Here is a 17,859-nt window from a genome sequence, read left to right as displayed (position 1 = left end):
AAAAAACGCCCATGAATGAGCGTTTTATTATATGCATGCATAATACTTATGCTAAATTTTCTTCTTTTTCAGAGTTGTCAATTAATACTTGACCTCTGTAATACAATTTACCTTCGTGCCAATGAGCTCTATGATAAAGGTGTGCTTCTCCTGTAGTAGGACAAGTAGCTATAGTAGGAACAGACGCTTTGTAGTGTGTTCTTCTTTTATCTCTTCTTGTTTTCGATATTTTTCTCTTAGGATGTGCCATTTTATATGTTATTTATCCGTTAATAGTTTTTTTAATGTATTCCAACGAGGATCAATTTCCTCTGATGTTTCTTCTTTCTCGCTTAAGCTTTTTGGGCTTAACTCTTCTAATTTTTTAAGTATGTCTGAATCTAATGTTCCATCTTCAACTCCTGGATGAATACGTTTAGCTGGCATTGATAATATGATTAACTCATATATATATTGTGCAACATTAATTTCATATTCTCCGTGAGGAATGATTAATATATCTTCAAATTCGTCATTGTACTCGTCTCCAAACTTCACTACTAATTTAAATTGGCCTTCAACAACTTGGTCATAAGGCTCATTAGTAATGTCACAGTTTACATTTACACTGCCTGAAATTTCAAAATATAACTCTAAAAACGTTGACTTCTTTTCAAAAACCAAATCTGCTTTTATATCAACATCATTAAAGTCATCATACTCAAAATACTCAAAGAACTTTTTATCAATCTGATAATCAAAATGGTGCTTTTCAGCTTTTAGACCAATAAATGGTATTGTAAATTCCTTTAAGGGCTTCATCATCGCATTCATTTTGAGCCTGCAAATATATAAATATTAATTAATTAAACTATGGTTATAAACAAAAAATGTTGATAACAAATTTTAGCCTTTATCGTGACGTTTTTTCTAAGCGTTTTGGCGCCTTTCTTAAAGGGTTTTTAGAATACTCATTATATTCCTGTCTATTTTTGAAAATTTCAATAGCTTTAAATACGGCTTCTTTAAACGAACCGTTATCTGCTTCGCCTTTTCCTGCAATTTCAAATGCAGTTCCATGATCTGGTGATGTTCTTACTTTATTTAAACCAGCAGTATAATTTACACCATGACCAAATGCAATCGTTTTAAAAGGAATTAAGCCTTGATCGTGATAAGACGCTATTATAGCATCAAAGTTTTTATAGTTACCTGATCCAAAAAAGCTATCTGCAGAATAGGGTCCATACACCATTTTATCTTTTATAGCTTCTAATGTTGGTCTCAAAATAGCATCATCTTCTTCACCAATTACACCATTATCTCCTGCGTGAGGATTAATACCAAGTACTGCAATTTTTGGTTTACTAATTCTGAAATCTTGCACTAGTGATTTATAAACAGTATTTATCTTTTCATTAATAAGCTCTGCAGTAATTTGACTTGGCACATCTTTTACAGGTACATGATCTGTAAGTAATCCAACTTTCAAGGTATCTGTAACCATGAACATTAGACTTTTTCCACCTAACTTTTCTGCTAAATAATTTGTGTGTCCTGGAAAATTAAAACTATCAGATTGAATATTATGTTTGTTAATTGGAGCTGTAACTAAAACATCTATCTCATTATTTTTTAAAGCATTTGTTGCTGCTTCTAATGATTTAACAGAATATTCTCCGATCTTAACGTCCTCTTCACCAAAATTAATATTGACATTCTCTTTCCAAACGTTGACAACATTTATTTTTCCATCAACTATTTGATCTGTATGATTAATGCCATGAAAATTAACAGAACTCTCAAAGTGTTTTTTAAAGAAAGACATGGTTTTTATTGAAGCAAAAATTACAGGTGTACAAAACTCTAACATCCTATTATCTTCAAAAGTTTTGAGTATAATTTCAGATCCAATTCCGTTTAGGTCTCCAATTGAGATACCAAGTTTTATATTTTTGCCTTTTTCCATAGCTTTTCTATCTATTGTCCTTAATTTTATACTTGCAAATCTAATCCAAAATACGCATTAGAAAATTTATTACAAATTAAAATTACTGCAAAATAAGTCGATTCACTTGTTTTTTAGGTTTTAAAATAGCTATTCTATACTAAATCTTCTAAAAAACACTTCTTATTTTGTTCTTTTAATTTTCATTACAAAGTTCTAACACGTAATTTGGATTTACAATTTATTCAACACTATGTTTACAGGTATCATTGAAGATTTAGGGATTGTTACAAAGCTTGAAAAAGAGCAAGACAATCTCCATTTAACTATTAAAAGTGCTATTACTCACGAATTAAAAATAGATCAAAGCGTTGCTCATAATGGGATATGTTTAACAGTAGTTGATATTTCCGAAGATAATTATACAGTGACAGCTATAAAGGAAACTATTGATAAAACTAATATTGGTGATTTACAACTTGGAGATCTAGTTAACTTAGAACGTGCCATGAAATTAGGTGATCGTTTAGATGGACATATTGTGCAAGGTCACGTAGATCAAACTGGGATTTGTGAAAGCATTAAAGAAGAGAATGGCAGTTGGTTGTTTACTTTTAGTTATGATGATACGCTAGGTAATGTTACTATTGAAAAAGGATCTGCTACTGTTAATGGTGTAAGTTTGACTGTTGTAAACTCTAATAAAAATAGTTTTAGTGTTGCTATAATTCCGTATACATATGAGCATACTAATTTTAAGCACTTAAAAAAGGGTTCTCAAATAAATCTAGAATTTGATGTTTTGGGAAAATATATACAAAAACTCTACGAAAACAGACAGTAACTAGTCTTTAGAGTTTTGGATTGTCTTCTTTATTCCAAGATAAGCACCAACAACTAAAGCCAATGTAGTAAACCCATCAATAGGTAAACCTGGAGGTGGTGGAGGCATAGGAGGAGGTGGATCGCCACCTTGTGCAACACATACAAAACTTATTAAAACAAATAAGATCGAGGCTAGGATTTTCTTGTTTTGTATTCTCATTATGGTGTAAATGTATAAAAAAAAAGGTCTCAACAAAATAAAATAGCAAAAAAACATCCACAAAACGCAAAAAAATTCGACGAAAGGTAGGGTTTCGGCGATTTGCGTTAAATTTATATTAAAATCAAATATATGATTTTTTGTGATAATCTACAGAATTTCAACATTATTTTCATTATAAATAATTGTTACTAGGTTATTTAGACTTGCAAACACTTACGTAAGAAATATGATTTTGGTTTTCAACCCAAATTATTTAACGATGCATTTGATCTAATATTTCAATAACCTCAGCTTTCTTTCTTACGGAAACTGGGACATTCTCTCCATTTTTAAGCATTAAATAACCTCCATCTGTTTTGATAAAAGCACTTATGTATTGCAAATTTACCAAGTGGCTTTGATGAATTCTCAAAAACCCAGTTGGTTTTAAAAGATCAGCAAAGTACTTTAATGTCTTGGTCACAAACACCTTTTTGCCATCTTGAAGATGAAACATCGTGTTATTACTGTCAGATTCACATCGCACTATATCTTCTAAATTAACAATGATGATTTTATCAAGCGTATGCAGTGATATTTTATCTGGTTTCTTTTCTGGAGCAGTTAAGGTGTCTTTTAAAATAGTTAACCGTTCTTTATTGGGTTGTATTTGTTGTTTTGCTCGCTCTATCGCATCTGCTAATTCATTGTGAGCATAAGGTTTTAGTACATAGTCTATTGCAGCAAATTTGAATGCTTTTATCGCAAATTCATCACTTGCAGTAACGAAAATTATTTTGGATTGTAACTCCGGAAAAATCTCCAACACGTCAAAACCAGTACCATCTCCCAACATAATGTCTAAGAATAAAATATCTGGCTGCACTTTCCGAAGCACTTTAGCAGCTTCTACGACACTTTGCGCTGTATTTATAATTTTTATGTCTGGATGATGGGTTTCAATGTCACTTTTTAAAAGCGCCATTGCGTCCTTCATGTCTTCTACTATAATTGCTGTTAGCATCTTCACTATTTCTTTGTGAGTTATTTTTTTATTTCATTCATTTTTTTCTTGTCAAAAAAACGAACCAAAAAAGACATTGCCAAACCAAGGAATTTTTCAGTTCTTTAAACTGAAAACCGATACGAAAACTCCGCGTGGAACAATGTTCTCCTGATTTCGGAGCTTTTCTAAATCTATTCTTCGCCTTGACTCACAATTCTATGAATTGAATTTGGACTAGATTTATTTACCACGTTTATTATAATCCTTAATCTTCATTCTTAACTTAACAGGTTTATTATGCACAATTCACGCATCTATTTCTAATAATCTGTTTCTAATGGGATTTTAAATACAATGGTCGTGCCACCAATACTACCATTTTCTAATTTTATTTCTGTCATCTCTAAAGCATTGGCTCCTGAGATAGATTCTAGTCGCTCTTTAGTTACTGTCAAAGCCATAGATTGATGGTCTGTTTTAGGTTTATTTTGTTGTGAACTAAATATACCTACTCCATTATCGGTAATGGTTCCTTTTAAAACGTCTTCAGTATTTGTGAATTCTAAATGTAATTCTCCTTCTCGTGGTCCTTTTAAAATACCATGTCTAATGGCATTTTCTACAAAAGGCTGAATGAGCATTGGCGGAATTAAAATTTCCTCAGCATCTAAATTTGTTTTTATATCTATATGATATGAAAACGGTTGCTCAGCCATTAAACGTTCTACTTCTATATAATGACGTATCGTTTTTATTTCTTGGTCTAATGTAATTGTATCTTTTCTAGAGTTAACTAAGGTTTCTCTTAACAAGGTTGCAAAACTGTTAACCGTTTCATTCATTTTCTCTGGCTTTGTAGGAGCCATCGCTTTTATACCATTGAGGACATTAAAAATAAAATGCGGATTCATTTGCAAACGCAATGCTTTTTGTTCTAAAGTTAGGAGATGATTTTCTAATTCTAGTCGCTTTTTATCTTCGGAATTTTTCCGTTTCAAACGCTTAATATATAGATACACTAAAAAGGCAAGTATCAAAATTGCAGCTCCAATTAACAACCATTGAAACCAAGGTTTTTGATGCAACGGACTTTCAATAAAAAACGAAAACTTAAGCGGTTCACTCATTATCCACCTATGATTTCTCGACTGCACATAGAAATCATGAGCTCCAAAATTAAGCTCTGGCAAATCTTGAGAATTATTTTTAGACCAAGGACTCCACTCATTATCGTTTAACTTGTAACGGTATTCAATTCCGTTAGGATGATCTAAATCCACAGTTTTAAATGAGAAACTCATTTGTCTTTGATCTGGACTTAATTTTAGAACCCTATTTGAATGGTAATTGATAGAGTCTATACTTTTAAATTCCACTTTAACATCTTCTAAAAAGAGTTTAGGTTTTGCGGTATCTTGAGTGATTTCTAAAGGTTGGTATTCTGTTAAACCGTAGAGCGCTCCAAACCACAAATGACCGTTATCGTCTTTATCTACAGCATTTAAACAAGTTTCTACACCCAGAAACCCGTCATTTATTCCGAAGAAAAAAGCATCTTTTATAATATTGTCTTTATCTAATTCTAGTTTATCAACACCACGTTCAGTACCAACCCAAAGGTAGTCTTGATCATCAAAAATGAGCTGATAGATATTTTCTGATGCGCCTTTTTTTGCACCCTCCAATTTTTTAAATATCTTAAAATCATCGTCATTTGACCACCAAACACCTTTTCCTGCTGTTCCTAAATACAACGTTTCGTTATTAAAAACTATAGAATTAATCTGTACATTTTGCTCTAAAACATTTCCTAAATGTGTTACTTTATCATTAAAAACAGAACCTAAATGACCATTTTTAGTAACATACCATAAACTGTTGTCATTGTCTTTGACCATGTCTATAATATAAAGGTCTTCAATGCCTTCTTCTCTTGCAAACGTTTTATAAACCTGCAAGCTATCTGTTTTAGAATTGTAATTAAATTTTACAATTCCACTAGAATACGTTGCTGCATAAATAGCCTCATTTGTAACTTCAATTTTTCTAATCCAATCAAACGGAAACCCATTATCTGTACACAACACTTTAGCAATTTTTATGCGCTTCGGAAATTTTAACTTTGATTTTTTAAGCGTATCCATTACAATGGAGTCTTTAGTGATTTCACCTCTAAAAAGTAAACCTCTACCTTCAGATCCAGCCCAAATATTTCCATTATTATCACTCGTAATGGTTTTTATTTTTACGTCGGAAAACGCTTCAGGAATATCAATATCATGAACACCAAAATTGTCTATTTTGATTAAACCAGCTTCAGAATTTGAAATCCATATGGCTTTATTACTATGATGAACTGCATAGATGCGATTTCCATTGAGGCCTGTTTCGGTATTAAAATGTTTAAAGTTGTTTTGAAAATATTTGTACAAACCACCTCCTGAAGTTGCAATCCAAATGTTTCCTTGTTTGTCTTTATAAACCTGCTTTACATCAGGAACTGAAAGTCCGTTGGTTGTATTAAGCGACACTATTTCTGACCATGAATTGATGTCAATAACCGAAACACCATCATGTTGAGTTCCCAACCAAAGTTGATTGTTTATAAGTGTTGCGCTATTAATCCTTAGTGGTTCTCTTATTAAAATCTGATCTTCAAAATCGCGAGAATTAAATACAATGGTGCCATCATTAAATGTAGATGCTATGATTTTATTCTCGACACCTATTATGGATTTAAAATCTCCATTTTCTAGTTTTTCAATATGTTTTGGAGAAGACACTTGACCATCAAATTTCCAAAGGCCATTTTGAGTTGCCAACCAAAAATTAGAATCAAAATAGATACCATCGTTTGTATTATAATTATCAATTTCGGGATCTAGTTTTACTTTTGTAACAGATAAATCTTTAGTTAAAGTGTACACACCTTTGACTGTTAACAATAAAATTTGATTCTCAAACGTGTAGATTTTATTAATTTCTGGAGTCTCAATATTCAAGAACTTTTGAGCTGTTTTAATCGAAAGTCCATTTTTTGTACCAATATATAAAGTGTCATTTTGAGTGTGGAAGGCGTTTATGTAATTTGATGCTAAGCCGTTGGTTTCATTGTAGACTTTGAATTCTTTTCCATCAAAACGCGCTAATCCACCACCTTGAGTTCCCAACCATAAATAACCATTTTCATCTTGAGCTATCGCATAAACTTGAGATTGTGGTAAACCATCTTCTAGAGTTAGGGATTGGAGTTGCTTGTTTTGAGCGTATGTTGTGAATTGATTTCCGAAGAAAATTCCGAAGAAAAAAAGAAAGAATTTATATGTTATTTTAGATTTCAATATGGACTTCATTTGTGTATGCAACTTACAATTTTGAACGCATTTTTTTATGATTCTAGTATTGCTAATTTTTATTATTACTGAAAAAGCGCTGCACTCTTAAAGAGATACAGCGCTAAAAACATCACTAAACATCAATTAACTAACTTTTTATTTATTTTCAAATTCGCAGGATACTGCATAATTGTCTTGTTGTAATTCGATTTTTTCTAGGGCTACTAATGTTGTCGTTTGCATCAATTTATCGTTTTTAAATACAATGTAAGAGTTGCTACTTGTGATATCACAGCTCTCATTATCTGGATTGCAAAGTGTAATAACATCTGTTCCATATTTGTTGTCTTGCTTATTGATAATGCTCACTAAATCATGATTTAAAGACTCAGACTTCACAAAGATTTTGTCTATCTCTTGTCCGTTTTTTACAGCTCTAATTTGAAAACGCTTATAGCCTTTGTAATCTACTCCTGCTTCTCCAAACACGAATTTAATTTCTGGGTTCATTTGGCTTACCATAGTTTTTTGTGAGATGAGTCCTCCCCAAATCCAACCAACTTGAGGTCCCATTTTTATTTTATAAAATCTACTAGTTACACCATTTATTGTTTGAGGGATTTCGCTTTTAGCTAGTAATCTCACGTTGGTTCCAATTTTAAGTGTTGTTAATTTTTCGCATTGTACAGATGCACAATCTCTAAGTGCAACATCATCTCCTAAAAGATACTGAGACGCTTTTTCTGCAGAGTTGGTATAGACATCAAATTCTACTTCTTTGTTTTGAGCGTAAATATCTGATGCGATAAATAATAGTGCTAAAATCATTACTGCTTGAAACAATTTAGATACTCTTGTTTGTGTTTTGTTTTCGTTTTGGGTGTTCTTTAAAGTTCTCATAATATTTTGTTTTTGGGTTATACTATTTGTTTGATACTCCAAAGATATATTGAGTCTTAGGTAAAATTTGGACGCTTCTAGAATTCGTAGGGAAGGGTTTAGAATTCGTTCAATAAATGGGTTTTGGAAATAAAAAAACCTTCAGAATAGAAGGTTTTTAAAGAATTTATACTAAAAAATGTTTTTATGTTAGCTTTTAATTTTCTTAGATACATCAATACTTTCATAAGCTAATTTAACCTCAGCTTCGCCATATTGACGCTCTAATCGTTTTATAGAAAAATGTGCAGTCGCCATTTTTTGAAAGTGATCTACAAATATATAGTTTAAGCTTCCGCCTCCAACAGCACCAACTATAGGTAAGGCTTGAGCTAAAAATTTTTCGCTTATTAAAAGACTCAATCTTGTTGCTATTTTAGAAACAAAATTACTTAATGCACCAGATCCCAAAGTACTTGCGCCTTTAATTAATGTTTCTAATCCCACTTTGATACCAGCTGCAGAAACATTGTTAAGTGCCGAATTTATAGCAATTCTTGTGGTGTAATAACTCATTTCTAAATCGTCATCATCTTTAGAATCTCCACCCAAAGCAAATACTTCTAAACATGCCATTTGACCTTCTAGTGTGTAAATATCTTCACCTTCACTTCTTGCAATATCCATAATAGTACGCATCAAAAACTTGGTTGTAATTGTTAATTCTGAGGCAAAAATTGCTGTACCAAATCCAGTTGTAGCTCCAAAAAACCCACTCAATGCTCCACTTCCAGTTACAATACTCTTATAAGTGGTTTTTGATGGTTTTTTAAAGGTTTTATTTTTTTGAATGGTGAGCAAGTTGGCTTTAATAATTTTTAACAAAGCTTTTTGCGTCATGCTTTGTATTTTAACCAATATTTTTTCTGGAACAAAAGTCATCCCAGTTTCTACAGTATCACCAATTTTATTAACGTTTCGCATTGTCCAACTTATATTTAACATGTTGGATTTTGCTTGTTTTAATGCCTCTAGGTCTTTTGGTGATATTGGGTTTGTGATTAAATTCAAATGTTTGAGTTTCGATTGTGTTTTAAGGTTCAAAACGACTTGTTTCAATACTATGTGTCGTTTAACACCTTCTTTTGTTACAAAGGTTTAAATTAAAGGAAAGTGTCTAGAAAACAAAAAACCCTTCAAAAAGAAGGGTTTTAGGTGTGGTCCCACTTGGACTACTTGAATTGTTATCTTATTTTACTCTATTTTATTGTATTTAAGTGTTTTAACTCAACAATAGCGTTATTTTATGATAAAACTAAATAAGGTGTAATTCAATCAAATTAAAATTATTCGTCCCCTCATTCGTCCCCTATAATGCTTTTTTTGAATTATATTTGTTTCATGGCAAAGGCAAAATTCGTACTCAAAGAACCTAACTCAAAAACAGAAACTTTAATCTATCTTAATTATAATTACCAATATAATAGATTTAAATACTCTACGGGCGAAAAAATCAATCCAAAATTTTGGAATAAGAATGACCAAAGAGTAAAATCGTCAAAAAACTTTCCTGAGTATCCAGAATTTAACGCTAGATTGGATAAAATAGAAAACGGAATAAATAACGTATTTCGAAAACTATTGAACGATGGGGTTCAACCAAACAATAGGAAATTAAAAGATGCACTAGAGATTGGATTATCTGATTTTTTACTAAAACCAAAACGAATAACTCTTTTTGAGTTTATTGAAAACTATATAGAAGAAAGTAAACTAAATAGAAAACTCGGTACAATTAAGGTTTATAATACTACTTATAAATACCTAAAAGAATATTCTCAAAAACATAGACCAATTGATTTTGAATCAATTACATTGGAATTTTACAATCGTTATTTATCATTCTTAACCAATGAACATGGTTTAGCTTCAAATACAGTCGGTAAACATATTAAAACGCTTAAGGCTTTTATGAATGAAGCAACCGAAAGAGGTGTGAATAATAATCTAGAGTTTAGAAAAAAGAAATTTAAGACGCTTAGAGAAGAATCAGATACTGTTTACCTCTCCATAGATGAACTAGATAAAATTGAAAATTTAGATTTATCATCAAGTCCAAGACTAGAGAAAGTAAAAGATTTATTTCTTATTGGTTGTTATACGGGCTTACGTTTTTCTGACTTTACGCAAATCAAACCCGAAAATATAATTTCTAATAATACTATTATTGAAGTTAGAACTCAAAAAACAAGTGATAGAGTTTCTATTCCTTTACATAGAACTGTGAGAGCCATTTTAAAAAAGTATGATAATGAACTTCCAAAAGCTTACACAAACCAAACTATGAACGATTATTTAAAAGAAATCGTTAGTCTTGCAGGTATAAAAGAACTCGTAGAAACTACCATTACAAGAGGTGGAAAAATCGAAAAAAATGTATTACCTAAATACAAACTCATATCAACACATACTGCTAGACGAAGTTTTGCAACAAACTTATATTTGGCAGAAGTCCCATCAATTTCAATTATGAAAATCACAGGTCATAAGACTGAAAAATCATTTTTACAATATATTAGAGTATCTCAAAAAGAGAATGCAGATAAACTATTAACCCATCCGTTTTTTAACTAAATTCTCTTAAACTCTTAAATATTTGATTTCTTGAATCTATTAAAAGGTATCAAAAAGTAGTAAAAAGTATCAAAATAGTGTGTTTTAAAAATACACCCCTCTAATACAATTTTATTTGCATCATTATTAACATAAAATGCAATAAAATAATGACAAAAGTAATTTTAAATTCAATTGAACTTTCTGATATTAGAAAAGAAGTAGAAGACATCTTCGCTGAAAATCTCGAACACTTTATTAAACCAGAGAAAAAAGAAAACATTTTAATGTCTCGAAAAGACACAGCGAAATATCTGTGTATTTCACTTCCAACACTTCACGATTGGACAAAAAAAGGTGTCGTAAAAGCACATCGAATTGGCAATCGAGTACTTTACAAATTGAACGATATACACTCTGCTTTAAACGAAGTAAATGTTTCTAAAATGAGAGGGGGCTTATCATGTTAAAAAACAAAAATGATTACTCCGTTATCGTCTTCTTAGAAAACCAATCTAAACCTAAGAAATGGGAATATGTAGATAAGCTAAATGGCTTTGCAATGTTCCTAGATAAAAAACACGCTACTTGGCTGTATATGAACGTTTATAATCGCCGTTCGGGTCAGTTTATGAAGCAACTGAAAAAAGGAACATTCATTCCCCAATCTCTCAAGTAGTTTTTCTTTTTTTTAACCTTTAAAATACCTTTAAGTAAAACCTTTAATAAATAACCTTTAAATGGTTTTAATTAATGTGCAACGATTCAGATTATGATAGTAAAAAACACATACGGTTCAAGTGTCGCTTTTTCAACAAAGCAATACGGTAGAGTTCCAAAAAATGAATTTACTGGTTCTGCTTTACAACGACCAAAGCCCGTGAAGAATACAAAAGCAAAAAAAAAGGAAAGTATAGACAAGGTGCAAAAAGAACGCTCCTTGTCTCCACGTTCGAAAAGAAAGATTCGCAAAAAAATTACTTGCTTTGCACGATGCTATAAAAGATTAAGCTTTGTCACGCTCACTTTTTTAAACAAGGTGAGCGACGAACAAGCAATAAATTTATTACGAAAGTTCGTCGATAATGCAAAAAAGCGTAGCGATGATTTTCAATATGTTTGGGTAGCAGAACGTCAAACTAAAAATGATGTCTTTGAGGGTAATGTGCACTTTCACATGATAACAAACAAATATTGGAAAATTGATAAATGGTGGAACTATTGGATTGACCTACAAATGAAGAATGGAATTAAACCAAGAGACAAAGATTTTAGACCATCATCAGCTTTTGATGTTAGACAATTGAATTCAAAAAATATACGCTCTATCGCTTCGTACGTAACAAAATACGTTACGAAAAATGATGATAAGTTTAAATGCCAAGTCTGGAACTGCTCAAAGCGTGTTTCAGAGCTTTACACGGACTTCTACACCACTACCGAGTTTACAGACCAATTTAAAAAAATGGGTGCGGTATTAAAAGAAATGGAGATTAAAGACCAAAATAATTATCCTTTTTTAAATATTAAAATGATAAATCTAAACAGACATACCTTGCCAATGTATAAAAGGCTGGATGATAAAAACAAAGCAATATGAAAATACTCAATAAATACACTCAACACGGAAAAGTATTTACTTACATAGTAGATGAAGAGTTATCAATTGGAATATATAAAACAACTGAAACCGAATACTTAAACCTAAATGATAAGACGCTTCTTAATAACCATAATATTAAATACGACAAGTTTTATCGGATTAATGATGGTGTTTTAATTATGGCAAAAACTAAAAATAATAGCAGGATAGATTTTCTCATTACAGAAGATATTTGCTTTAAAAGTCTTCAATTAATATCTGAGCATGGTTTTGACGGTCAATTTTATAATGACTTTAAAACAGCGTTCAATATGCTAGATAAAAATCAATTTGAAGACGGAATTTGGTATGACTAAAAAAAAATTGGTAAGCATTATGGATTACTTGATCCATTACCATTTGGGAAATAATGATTAAAAACTTTATAAACTGTGTAGGACAATATAGCTTCTAAAGATGCTAGAACAGCTTTGTCTTGCCAATCGCACTGACTATTTAGTATATAAAACAATATCAAAAAAAAGGCAAATAATGCAGCAATACCAAATATTGCTTTCAAACCGATATCAACTAATATTTTAAAAACCTTTGCTTGTCTTTCAGTCATTGATTTTATCTAATAGTTTATAAAATGTCAATATTTTCATTTCACTTTTATTGAATTGATATTGTGGTTCCTCTAGTTCTCTGCAAACATCACATTCAAAAGTGCTATCAACTTCATCAAGATTATCAAAGGATTTCACTAGTCTATCACAAGTCGGGCAATAAACACCATGTTTTTTCTTGAATAATCGTTGCTTTACAGCCATTTCACATAATAACTTAGCAGCTTTTGTTGGTAAATTAAGAAAACTCCTAACATTCTCAACATAAATTCTATCAGGGTCTAATGACTCTAATAAATCCGCTTTTTTATTTAAAAACTGTGTAAACATTTTAATTGTTGTCAATTATCATTTGTACTAGTCTATCTGCTGAATTAAGCATATTAGGAAAACGAGTTATTGCTATTTTACCGTTTCTAGGCTCTATTGCAAAGGTATTGATAAATTCATCAACATCTTCTAGGACTCTAAATACATTCTTATCTAGTGGCGCACTTGTTATTTGGGTATAAACATCTGGCATACTATCCTTTAGAGTGTGCTCCTCATCCATAGACTCTGTTGTAGTACTTCGAGATTTTTTAAATTTAACGTAAGCTGCATCAATAAAATTATTCTCCCATAAATATTTAACTCCAACTGTTACATCTGTAGGTGTAAAGCTCATAGAACCACCCATTGCAGTTCGTATTCTGCCAATAATATCGGAATCTTCTATATTACGTCCTGTTGGAAAAACTTTATGATTAAAATAATTATTAACATTTCTTTCCAAAATATTTATTTTAATTACAGCTCTTAGACCATTTAATTCTACTATAACAGGAGTCATAAAATATAGTTCTTCCTCAGACAAGCTTGATGGATTAAAATAAGAAAACTCAGTTCTGAATGTTAGATTTAAAATTCTTTTGCCATCAACAGCATTATCAGAAACAACTATTCCTCCAGCTAAATTAAAAGTTGAGCTAGCGGTGGTGTTTAAATCAAAAATATAAATGTGTTGATGTAAATACCCAAATTGTTCAAACGCAAAAATTAAGATTTCACCACGTGTGCGAGAACTTAAAACATCTTCAACCAAATCATCTTGCCTTAGTCCCGTTAAATCGAAATAAGTCCTTAAAGAACTAACTGGATATGATTTAAGTAATCTCGATAAAACATCCCTTTCTATATTCAATATATTAGTTTTTAGTTAGATATAAATATATTAATTTAAAACTATAAAAGATAAAGTATTAAAAATATTTATTTTTTCGCCCCCTATTTCATCCCCTACAATAAAAAAAGCCTCATAAATTTATCATTTACAAGGCTTTACATTTAATAAAAGTGGTCCCACTTGGGCTCGAACCAAGGACCACCTGATTATGAGTCAGGTGCTCTAACCAACTGAGCTATGGGACCAAAATTGGTCTGCAAATCTAATATTTATTTTAAAACCCTACAAACCTTTTATTCTTTAATCTCTTGACATAATTCAATTAAAACACCATTTGTGGCTTTTGGATGTAAAAAAGCAATGAGTTTATTGTCTGCGCCTTTCTTTGGTTTCTCATGGATCATTTTAAATCCTTCACCTTTTAAGCGTTCAATTTCCTTCTCTATATCAGCCACTGCAAAAGCAATGTGATGAATACCTTCCCCTTTTTTCTCTATAAACTTTGCAATAGGACTATCTTCAGTTGTTGCTTGCAGTAGCTCTATTTTATTTGGTCCATTCTTAAAAAAAGAAGTTATGACACCTTCACTCTCTACAGCTTCTGTTTTGTAGTGTTTTTTTCCGAAGAGCGCACCAAACAACTCATTTGACGCTTCAATATCTTTTACTGCAATACCAATATGTTCAATTTTTTTCATCTGAAACTTGTTTCAGTTTCCGTGAAAACGGAAATCTCATTAATTTTTTTCTACGGAAATGAGCATCTATTTTATCATTTCCTCTTTCAAAAATAACATAATCCTTAATTATCGCCTATTTTTGCAGTTGGAAACCAAAACATGGTTTCATTTTTGATAAAGTCGTTATATTAGTAGAGACTGATGATGACGTAACAACGACTTAAATTTATTACAATGGAAGAATTTACCCAAAGACAAAAAAAAATTGGCGGAGTTTTGCAACAAGATCTTGCAGATATATTACAAAAAGCAGCGACAGATGGTGGAATGCGTGGTGTTATCATTTCGGTGAGCAAAGTAAATGTGACCACAGATTTGTCTGTAGCCAAAGTATATCTCAGTGTATTTCCTAATGGAAAAGGAAAAGAACTCATTGAAGGCATTCGTTCAAACACGCCTTTAATTCGTCATGAAATGGCACAACGAACTAGAAACCAACTAAGACGTATGCCTAATTTAGAATTTTTTATTGACGATTCTCTAGAATATATTGATGGAATTGAACGTTCTCTTAAAAGAGAAGAAGACCCAATTAAAGAAGCTGATCTTTTGGCTAAACGTAAAAAGAAATAATGTAATTGAATGTCGCTCTTTACATAGCAAAACGTTACCTGTTTTCTAAAAGCAGCAATAATTCTATAAATATCATGACCATTATAGCAGCATCAGGCACTGTGATTGCTGCTGCTGCATTATTTATTGTACTCTCTGGTTTTGCTGGTTTAAAAAACTTTAGCCTTGAATTTTCTTCTTTTGTAGATCCAGATTTAAAGGTGTTTCCTAGTGAAGGGAAATCGTTTGTAATTTCAGAAGACGATGCTCTTAAAATTAATGCTATTCCCGGAATTCAAAGCTATTCTAAAACCATTGAAGAGCGTGTTATTTTAGAATTTGATGGTAAAAAACAAATCGTTACCATGAAAGGTGTTGATGAAAACTTCACCAAAGTCACCACGATTGATTCTATGATTTACTACGGAAATTGGCTAGAACACGGAACCAATCAAATTGTTTCAGGTGGAGGTATTTCTAACAAATTATCTTATGGAGTTCTTGATCTCACTAGAAATCAAAAAATATATGTTCCAAAACCTGGAAAAGGACAAATCACATCTGTAAAAGGTGCTTTTAATTCAGTATTAGCTTACAATATTGGCATCTTTGATATTAATGTAGAACTAAATAACGAGTACATTTTTGCTAATATAGAAACTGCTAGATATTTATTAAACTACGATGAAAATCAAGTATCATCCATAGAATTAAAATTGGATGCTACAGCTGACGAAGTTAAAGTTTCCGAAGCGTTAAAAACTGTTTTTGGTAATCGTGCCAACATCAAAAACAGAGCGCAATTAAACGACGCGCTCTACAAAATGCTTAATACCGAAAATATGGCTGTCTACCTTATTTTCACCTTAGTAATCATCATTGCCCTTTTTAATGTTGTTGGTGCGTTAATTATGATGATTTTAGACAAAAAAGCATCTATAAACACACTGTTTAACTTAGGAACAACAACAAAGGAGATAAGACGAGTTTTCTTTTTACAAGGCAGTTTAATGACTGTTCTCGCAGGCACACTAGGATTAATTCTAGGATTTGTGATTATCTTTTTACAACAACAGTTTGCGTTAATTATGTTGACACCTTCATTGCCTTATCCTGTAGAAATTAAGGGAATCAATTTTGTAATTGTTATCGTAACGATTTTTGTTTTAGGAATTTTAGCGTCTAAATTGGCTTCACAGAGGATTACGAAAGATTTGGTTAAGAGTTAGAAAAGGTCTCTTTATTCTCGCAAAGGCGCAGAGGCGCAAAGTTGTGCGTGATTACTATTACGGATAACTCAATTTAATAATCTACTAATTTCGGAATTTTGTATAAATAAGATAAGTTTTTGTTAATTCAATTGAGTGAGTTTTACGTCTTCGCGACTTTGCGAGAAGTATATTTAAGTATTAAGAAAACTGATGATCTCCAAACAACTCTAATACTTCATCAAAAGCAGCAAACACATCCTTAGAATCGTCACTTGTGACCATTTTCATTCTATGTTCCTTGAAATTTGGAATTCCTTTAAAGTAATTGGTATAATGACGTCTAGTTTCAAAAACACCTAATTTTTCACCTTTCCAGTCTATTGACATTTGAAGATGACGTCTCGCAGCATCCACACGTTCTGCCATGGAGATTGGATCTAAATGTTCTCCTGTTTTAAAAAAGTGTTTTACTTGTTTAAAAAACCAAGGGTTTCCAATTGATGCACGACCAATCATACAACCATCTAAACCGTAACTGTCACGCATTTCCATGGCACGTTCTGGTGTGGTGACATCGCCATTTCCAAATACAGGAATGTGCATTCTAGGATTATTTTTTACAGCTGCAATGGGTTTCCAATCTGCATCACCTTTATACATTTGCGCACGTGTTCGCCCGTGAATTGAAATCGCTTTACAACCAACATCTTGCAATCGCTCTGCAACCTCAACAATTTTTATAGAATCGTGATCCCAACCTAGACGCGTTTTTACAGTAACAGGCAAATTGGTGCGTTTTACCATTTCTGCAGTAAGTTGTTCCATTAAACAGATATCTTTTAGAATTCCTGCTCCTGCTCCTTTACTCACTACTTTTTTTACTGGACAACCAAAATTGATGTCTATAATATCTGGTTTTGAACGCTCAACAATATCAATAGTTTGTAACATACTTTCCATATTAGCTCCAAAAATCTGGATGCCAACTGGTCTTTCTTTTTCGTAGATATCGAGTTTCATGACGCTTTTTGCTGCATCACGAATAAGGCCTTCACTAGAAATGAACTCTGTATATACAACATCTGCACCTTGTTCCTTGCACAATGCTCGAAACGGTGGATCGCTAACATCTTCCATTGGTGCTAACAACAATGGGAAATCTGAAAGTTCTATATCGCCTATTTTTACCAAAC

20 protein-coding genes and 1 tRNA gene are annotated in these 17,859 nt (G+C 31.8%); 7 read left to right on the top strand and 14 right to left on the bottom strand.

Annotated elements, in window-relative coordinates; all coding sequences use genetic code 11:
* Positions 1 to 46: 46 nt before the first annotated feature.
* The 3 genes from rpmF to pdxA form a co-directional block, all read right to left on the bottom strand.
* The gene (rpmF, locus tag WNY78_RS11440) at positions 47 to 250 is read right to left on the bottom strand and encodes a 50S ribosomal protein L32 (protein ID WP_040279531.1); all 204 of its coding nucleotides are present in this window, start codon (positions 248 to 250) and stop codon (positions 47 to 49) included.
* A gap of 8 nt (positions 251 to 258) precedes the next feature.
* Positions 259 to 801, bottom strand: coding sequence for a DUF177 domain-containing protein (locus WNY78_RS11435; protein WP_342873461.1), 543 nt, complete (start codon positions 799 to 801; stop codon positions 259 to 261).
* Positions 802 to 892: 91 nt separating this feature from the next.
* Positions 893 to 1,948: a 4-hydroxythreonine-4-phosphate dehydrogenase PdxA gene (gene pdxA, locus WNY78_RS11430; protein WP_342873336.1), complete on the bottom strand. Its 1,056-nt coding sequence runs from the start codon at positions 1,946 to 1,948 to the stop codon at positions 893 to 895.
* A gap of 232 nt (positions 1,949 to 2,180) precedes the next feature.
* Between pdxA and WNY78_RS11425 the strand changes: the two genes are divergently transcribed.
* Positions 2,181 to 2,771 (top strand): riboflavin synthase, encoded by a 591-nt coding sequence (locus WNY78_RS11425; protein WP_342873335.1) that lies wholly within the window; start codon positions 2,181 to 2,183, stop codon positions 2,769 to 2,771.
* Here the strand turns inward: WNY78_RS11425 and WNY78_RS11420 are convergent, their stop codons facing one another.
* From WNY78_RS11420 to WNY78_RS11400, 5 genes are all read right to left on the bottom strand, one after another.
* A complete protein-coding gene (locus WNY78_RS11420) occupies positions 2,772 to 2,972 on the bottom strand; it encodes a hypothetical protein (protein WP_342873334.1) in 201 nt (66 codons plus the stop codon).
* A 256-nt stretch (positions 2,973 to 3,228) separates the two neighbouring features.
* Positions 3,229 to 3,978, bottom strand: coding sequence for a LytTR family DNA-binding domain-containing protein (locus WNY78_RS11415; RefSeq protein ID WP_342873333.1), 750 nt, complete (start codon positions 3,976 to 3,978; stop codon positions 3,229 to 3,231).
* 302 nt (positions 3,979 to 4,280) lie between these two features.
* Positions 4,281 to 7,313, bottom strand: a complete 3,033-nt coding sequence (locus tag WNY78_RS11410; protein WP_342873332.1) for a two-component regulator propeller domain-containing protein — start codon at positions 7,311 to 7,313, stop codon at positions 4,281 to 4,283.
* A 138-nt stretch (positions 7,314 to 7,451) separates the two neighbouring features.
* Entirely contained in the window at positions 7,452 to 8,195 is a 744-nt protein-coding gene (locus WNY78_RS11405; protein ID WP_342873331.1) for a hypothetical protein, read from the bottom strand.
* Positions 8,196 to 8,384: 189 nt separating this feature from the next.
* Complete coding sequence (locus WNY78_RS11400) at positions 8,385 to 9,245, bottom strand: EcsC family protein (RefSeq protein ID WP_342873330.1); 861 nt, start codon at positions 9,243 to 9,245, stop codon at positions 8,385 to 8,387.
* Positions 9,246 to 9,575: 330 nt separating this feature from the next.
* Between WNY78_RS11400 and WNY78_RS11395 the strand changes: the two genes are divergently transcribed.
* The 4 genes from WNY78_RS11395 to WNY78_RS11380 all read left to right on the top strand — a co-directional run bounded on the left by WNY78_RS11395 (position 9,576) and on the right by WNY78_RS11380 (position 12,746).
* On the top strand, positions 9,576 to 10,808 hold the full coding sequence (locus WNY78_RS11395) for a site-specific integrase (protein WP_342873329.1): 1,233 nt from the start codon (positions 9,576 to 9,578) through the stop codon (positions 10,806 to 10,808).
* Positions 10,809 to 10,957: 149 nt separating this feature from the next.
* Positions 10,958 to 11,257: a helix-turn-helix domain-containing protein gene (locus WNY78_RS11390; RefSeq protein WP_342873328.1), complete on the top strand. Its 300-nt coding sequence runs from the start codon at positions 10,958 to 10,960 to the stop codon at positions 11,255 to 11,257.
* A gap of 302 nt (positions 11,258 to 11,559) precedes the next feature.
* Complete coding sequence (locus WNY78_RS11385) at positions 11,560 to 12,387, top strand: hypothetical protein (protein ID WP_342873327.1); 828 nt, start codon at positions 11,560 to 11,562, stop codon at positions 12,385 to 12,387.
* A complete protein-coding gene (locus tag WNY78_RS11380) occupies positions 12,384 to 12,746 on the top strand; it encodes a hypothetical protein (protein ID WP_342873326.1) in 363 nt (120 codons plus the stop codon). The genes WNY78_RS11385 and WNY78_RS11380 overlap by 4 nt, the downstream gene beginning before the upstream one ends.
* A 17-nt stretch (positions 12,747 to 12,763) precedes the next feature.
* On the opposite strand, the gene WNY78_RS11375 is transcribed toward WNY78_RS11380, so the two are convergent.
* The 5 genes from WNY78_RS11375 to mce all read right to left on the bottom strand — a co-directional run bounded on the left by WNY78_RS11375 (position 12,764) and on the right by mce (position 14,861).
* A complete protein-coding gene (locus WNY78_RS11375; protein ID WP_342873325.1) occupies positions 12,764 to 12,997 on the bottom strand; it encodes a hypothetical protein in 234 nt (77 codons plus the stop codon).
* Positions 12,990 to 13,343, bottom strand: a complete 354-nt coding sequence (locus WNY78_RS11370) for a hypothetical protein (RefSeq protein ID WP_342873324.1) — start codon at positions 13,341 to 13,343, stop codon at positions 12,990 to 12,992. The genes WNY78_RS11375 and WNY78_RS11370 overlap by 8 nt, the downstream gene beginning before the upstream one ends.
* Entirely contained in the window at positions 13,330 to 14,181 is an 852-nt protein-coding gene (locus tag WNY78_RS11365) for a hypothetical protein (protein ID WP_342873323.1), read from the bottom strand. The genes WNY78_RS11370 and WNY78_RS11365 overlap by 14 nt, the downstream gene beginning before the upstream one ends.
* Positions 14,182 to 14,334: 153 nt before the next feature.
* Positions 14,335 to 14,408, bottom strand: a tRNA-Ile gene (locus tag WNY78_RS11360).
* A gap of 48 nt (positions 14,409 to 14,456) precedes the next feature.
* Positions 14,457 to 14,861 (bottom strand): methylmalonyl-CoA epimerase, encoded by a 405-nt coding sequence (gene mce / locus WNY78_RS11355; RefSeq protein ID WP_342873322.1) that lies wholly within the window; start codon positions 14,859 to 14,861, stop codon positions 14,457 to 14,459.
* Between the two features lie 216 nt (positions 14,862 to 15,077).
* Here mce and rbfA point away from each other — a divergent pair, with 216 nt between their 5' ends.
* Together rbfA and WNY78_RS11345 are read left to right on the top strand one after the other, a co-directional pair.
* Entirely contained in the window at positions 15,078 to 15,476 is a 399-nt protein-coding gene (gene rbfA, locus WNY78_RS11350) for a 30S ribosome-binding factor RbfA (RefSeq protein ID WP_342873321.1), read from the top strand.
* Positions 15,477 to 15,550: 74 nt separating this feature from the next.
* Positions 15,551 to 16,684, top strand: a complete 1,134-nt coding sequence (locus WNY78_RS11345; protein ID WP_342873320.1) for an FtsX-like permease family protein — start codon at positions 15,551 to 15,553, stop codon at positions 16,682 to 16,684.
* A 180-nt stretch (positions 16,685 to 16,864) separates the two neighbouring features.
* Here WNY78_RS11345 and dusB read toward each other — a convergent pair whose 3' ends face one another.
* A complete protein-coding gene (gene dusB, locus WNY78_RS11340; RefSeq protein WP_342873460.1) occupies positions 16,865 to 17,857 on the bottom strand; it encodes a tRNA dihydrouridine synthase DusB in 993 nt (330 codons plus the stop codon).
* Between the last annotated feature and the right edge of the window lie 2 nt (positions 17,858 to 17,859).

Origin of the sequence: Psychroserpens sp. AS72, from assembly GCF_038900375.1 — a bacterium.
Classification (GTDB): Bacteria; Bacteroidota; Bacteroidia; order Flavobacteriales; family Flavobacteriaceae; genus Psychroserpens.
Note: the sequence above shows the minus strand (reverse complement) of the source record. Positions and strands in the feature narration are given on the sequence as shown.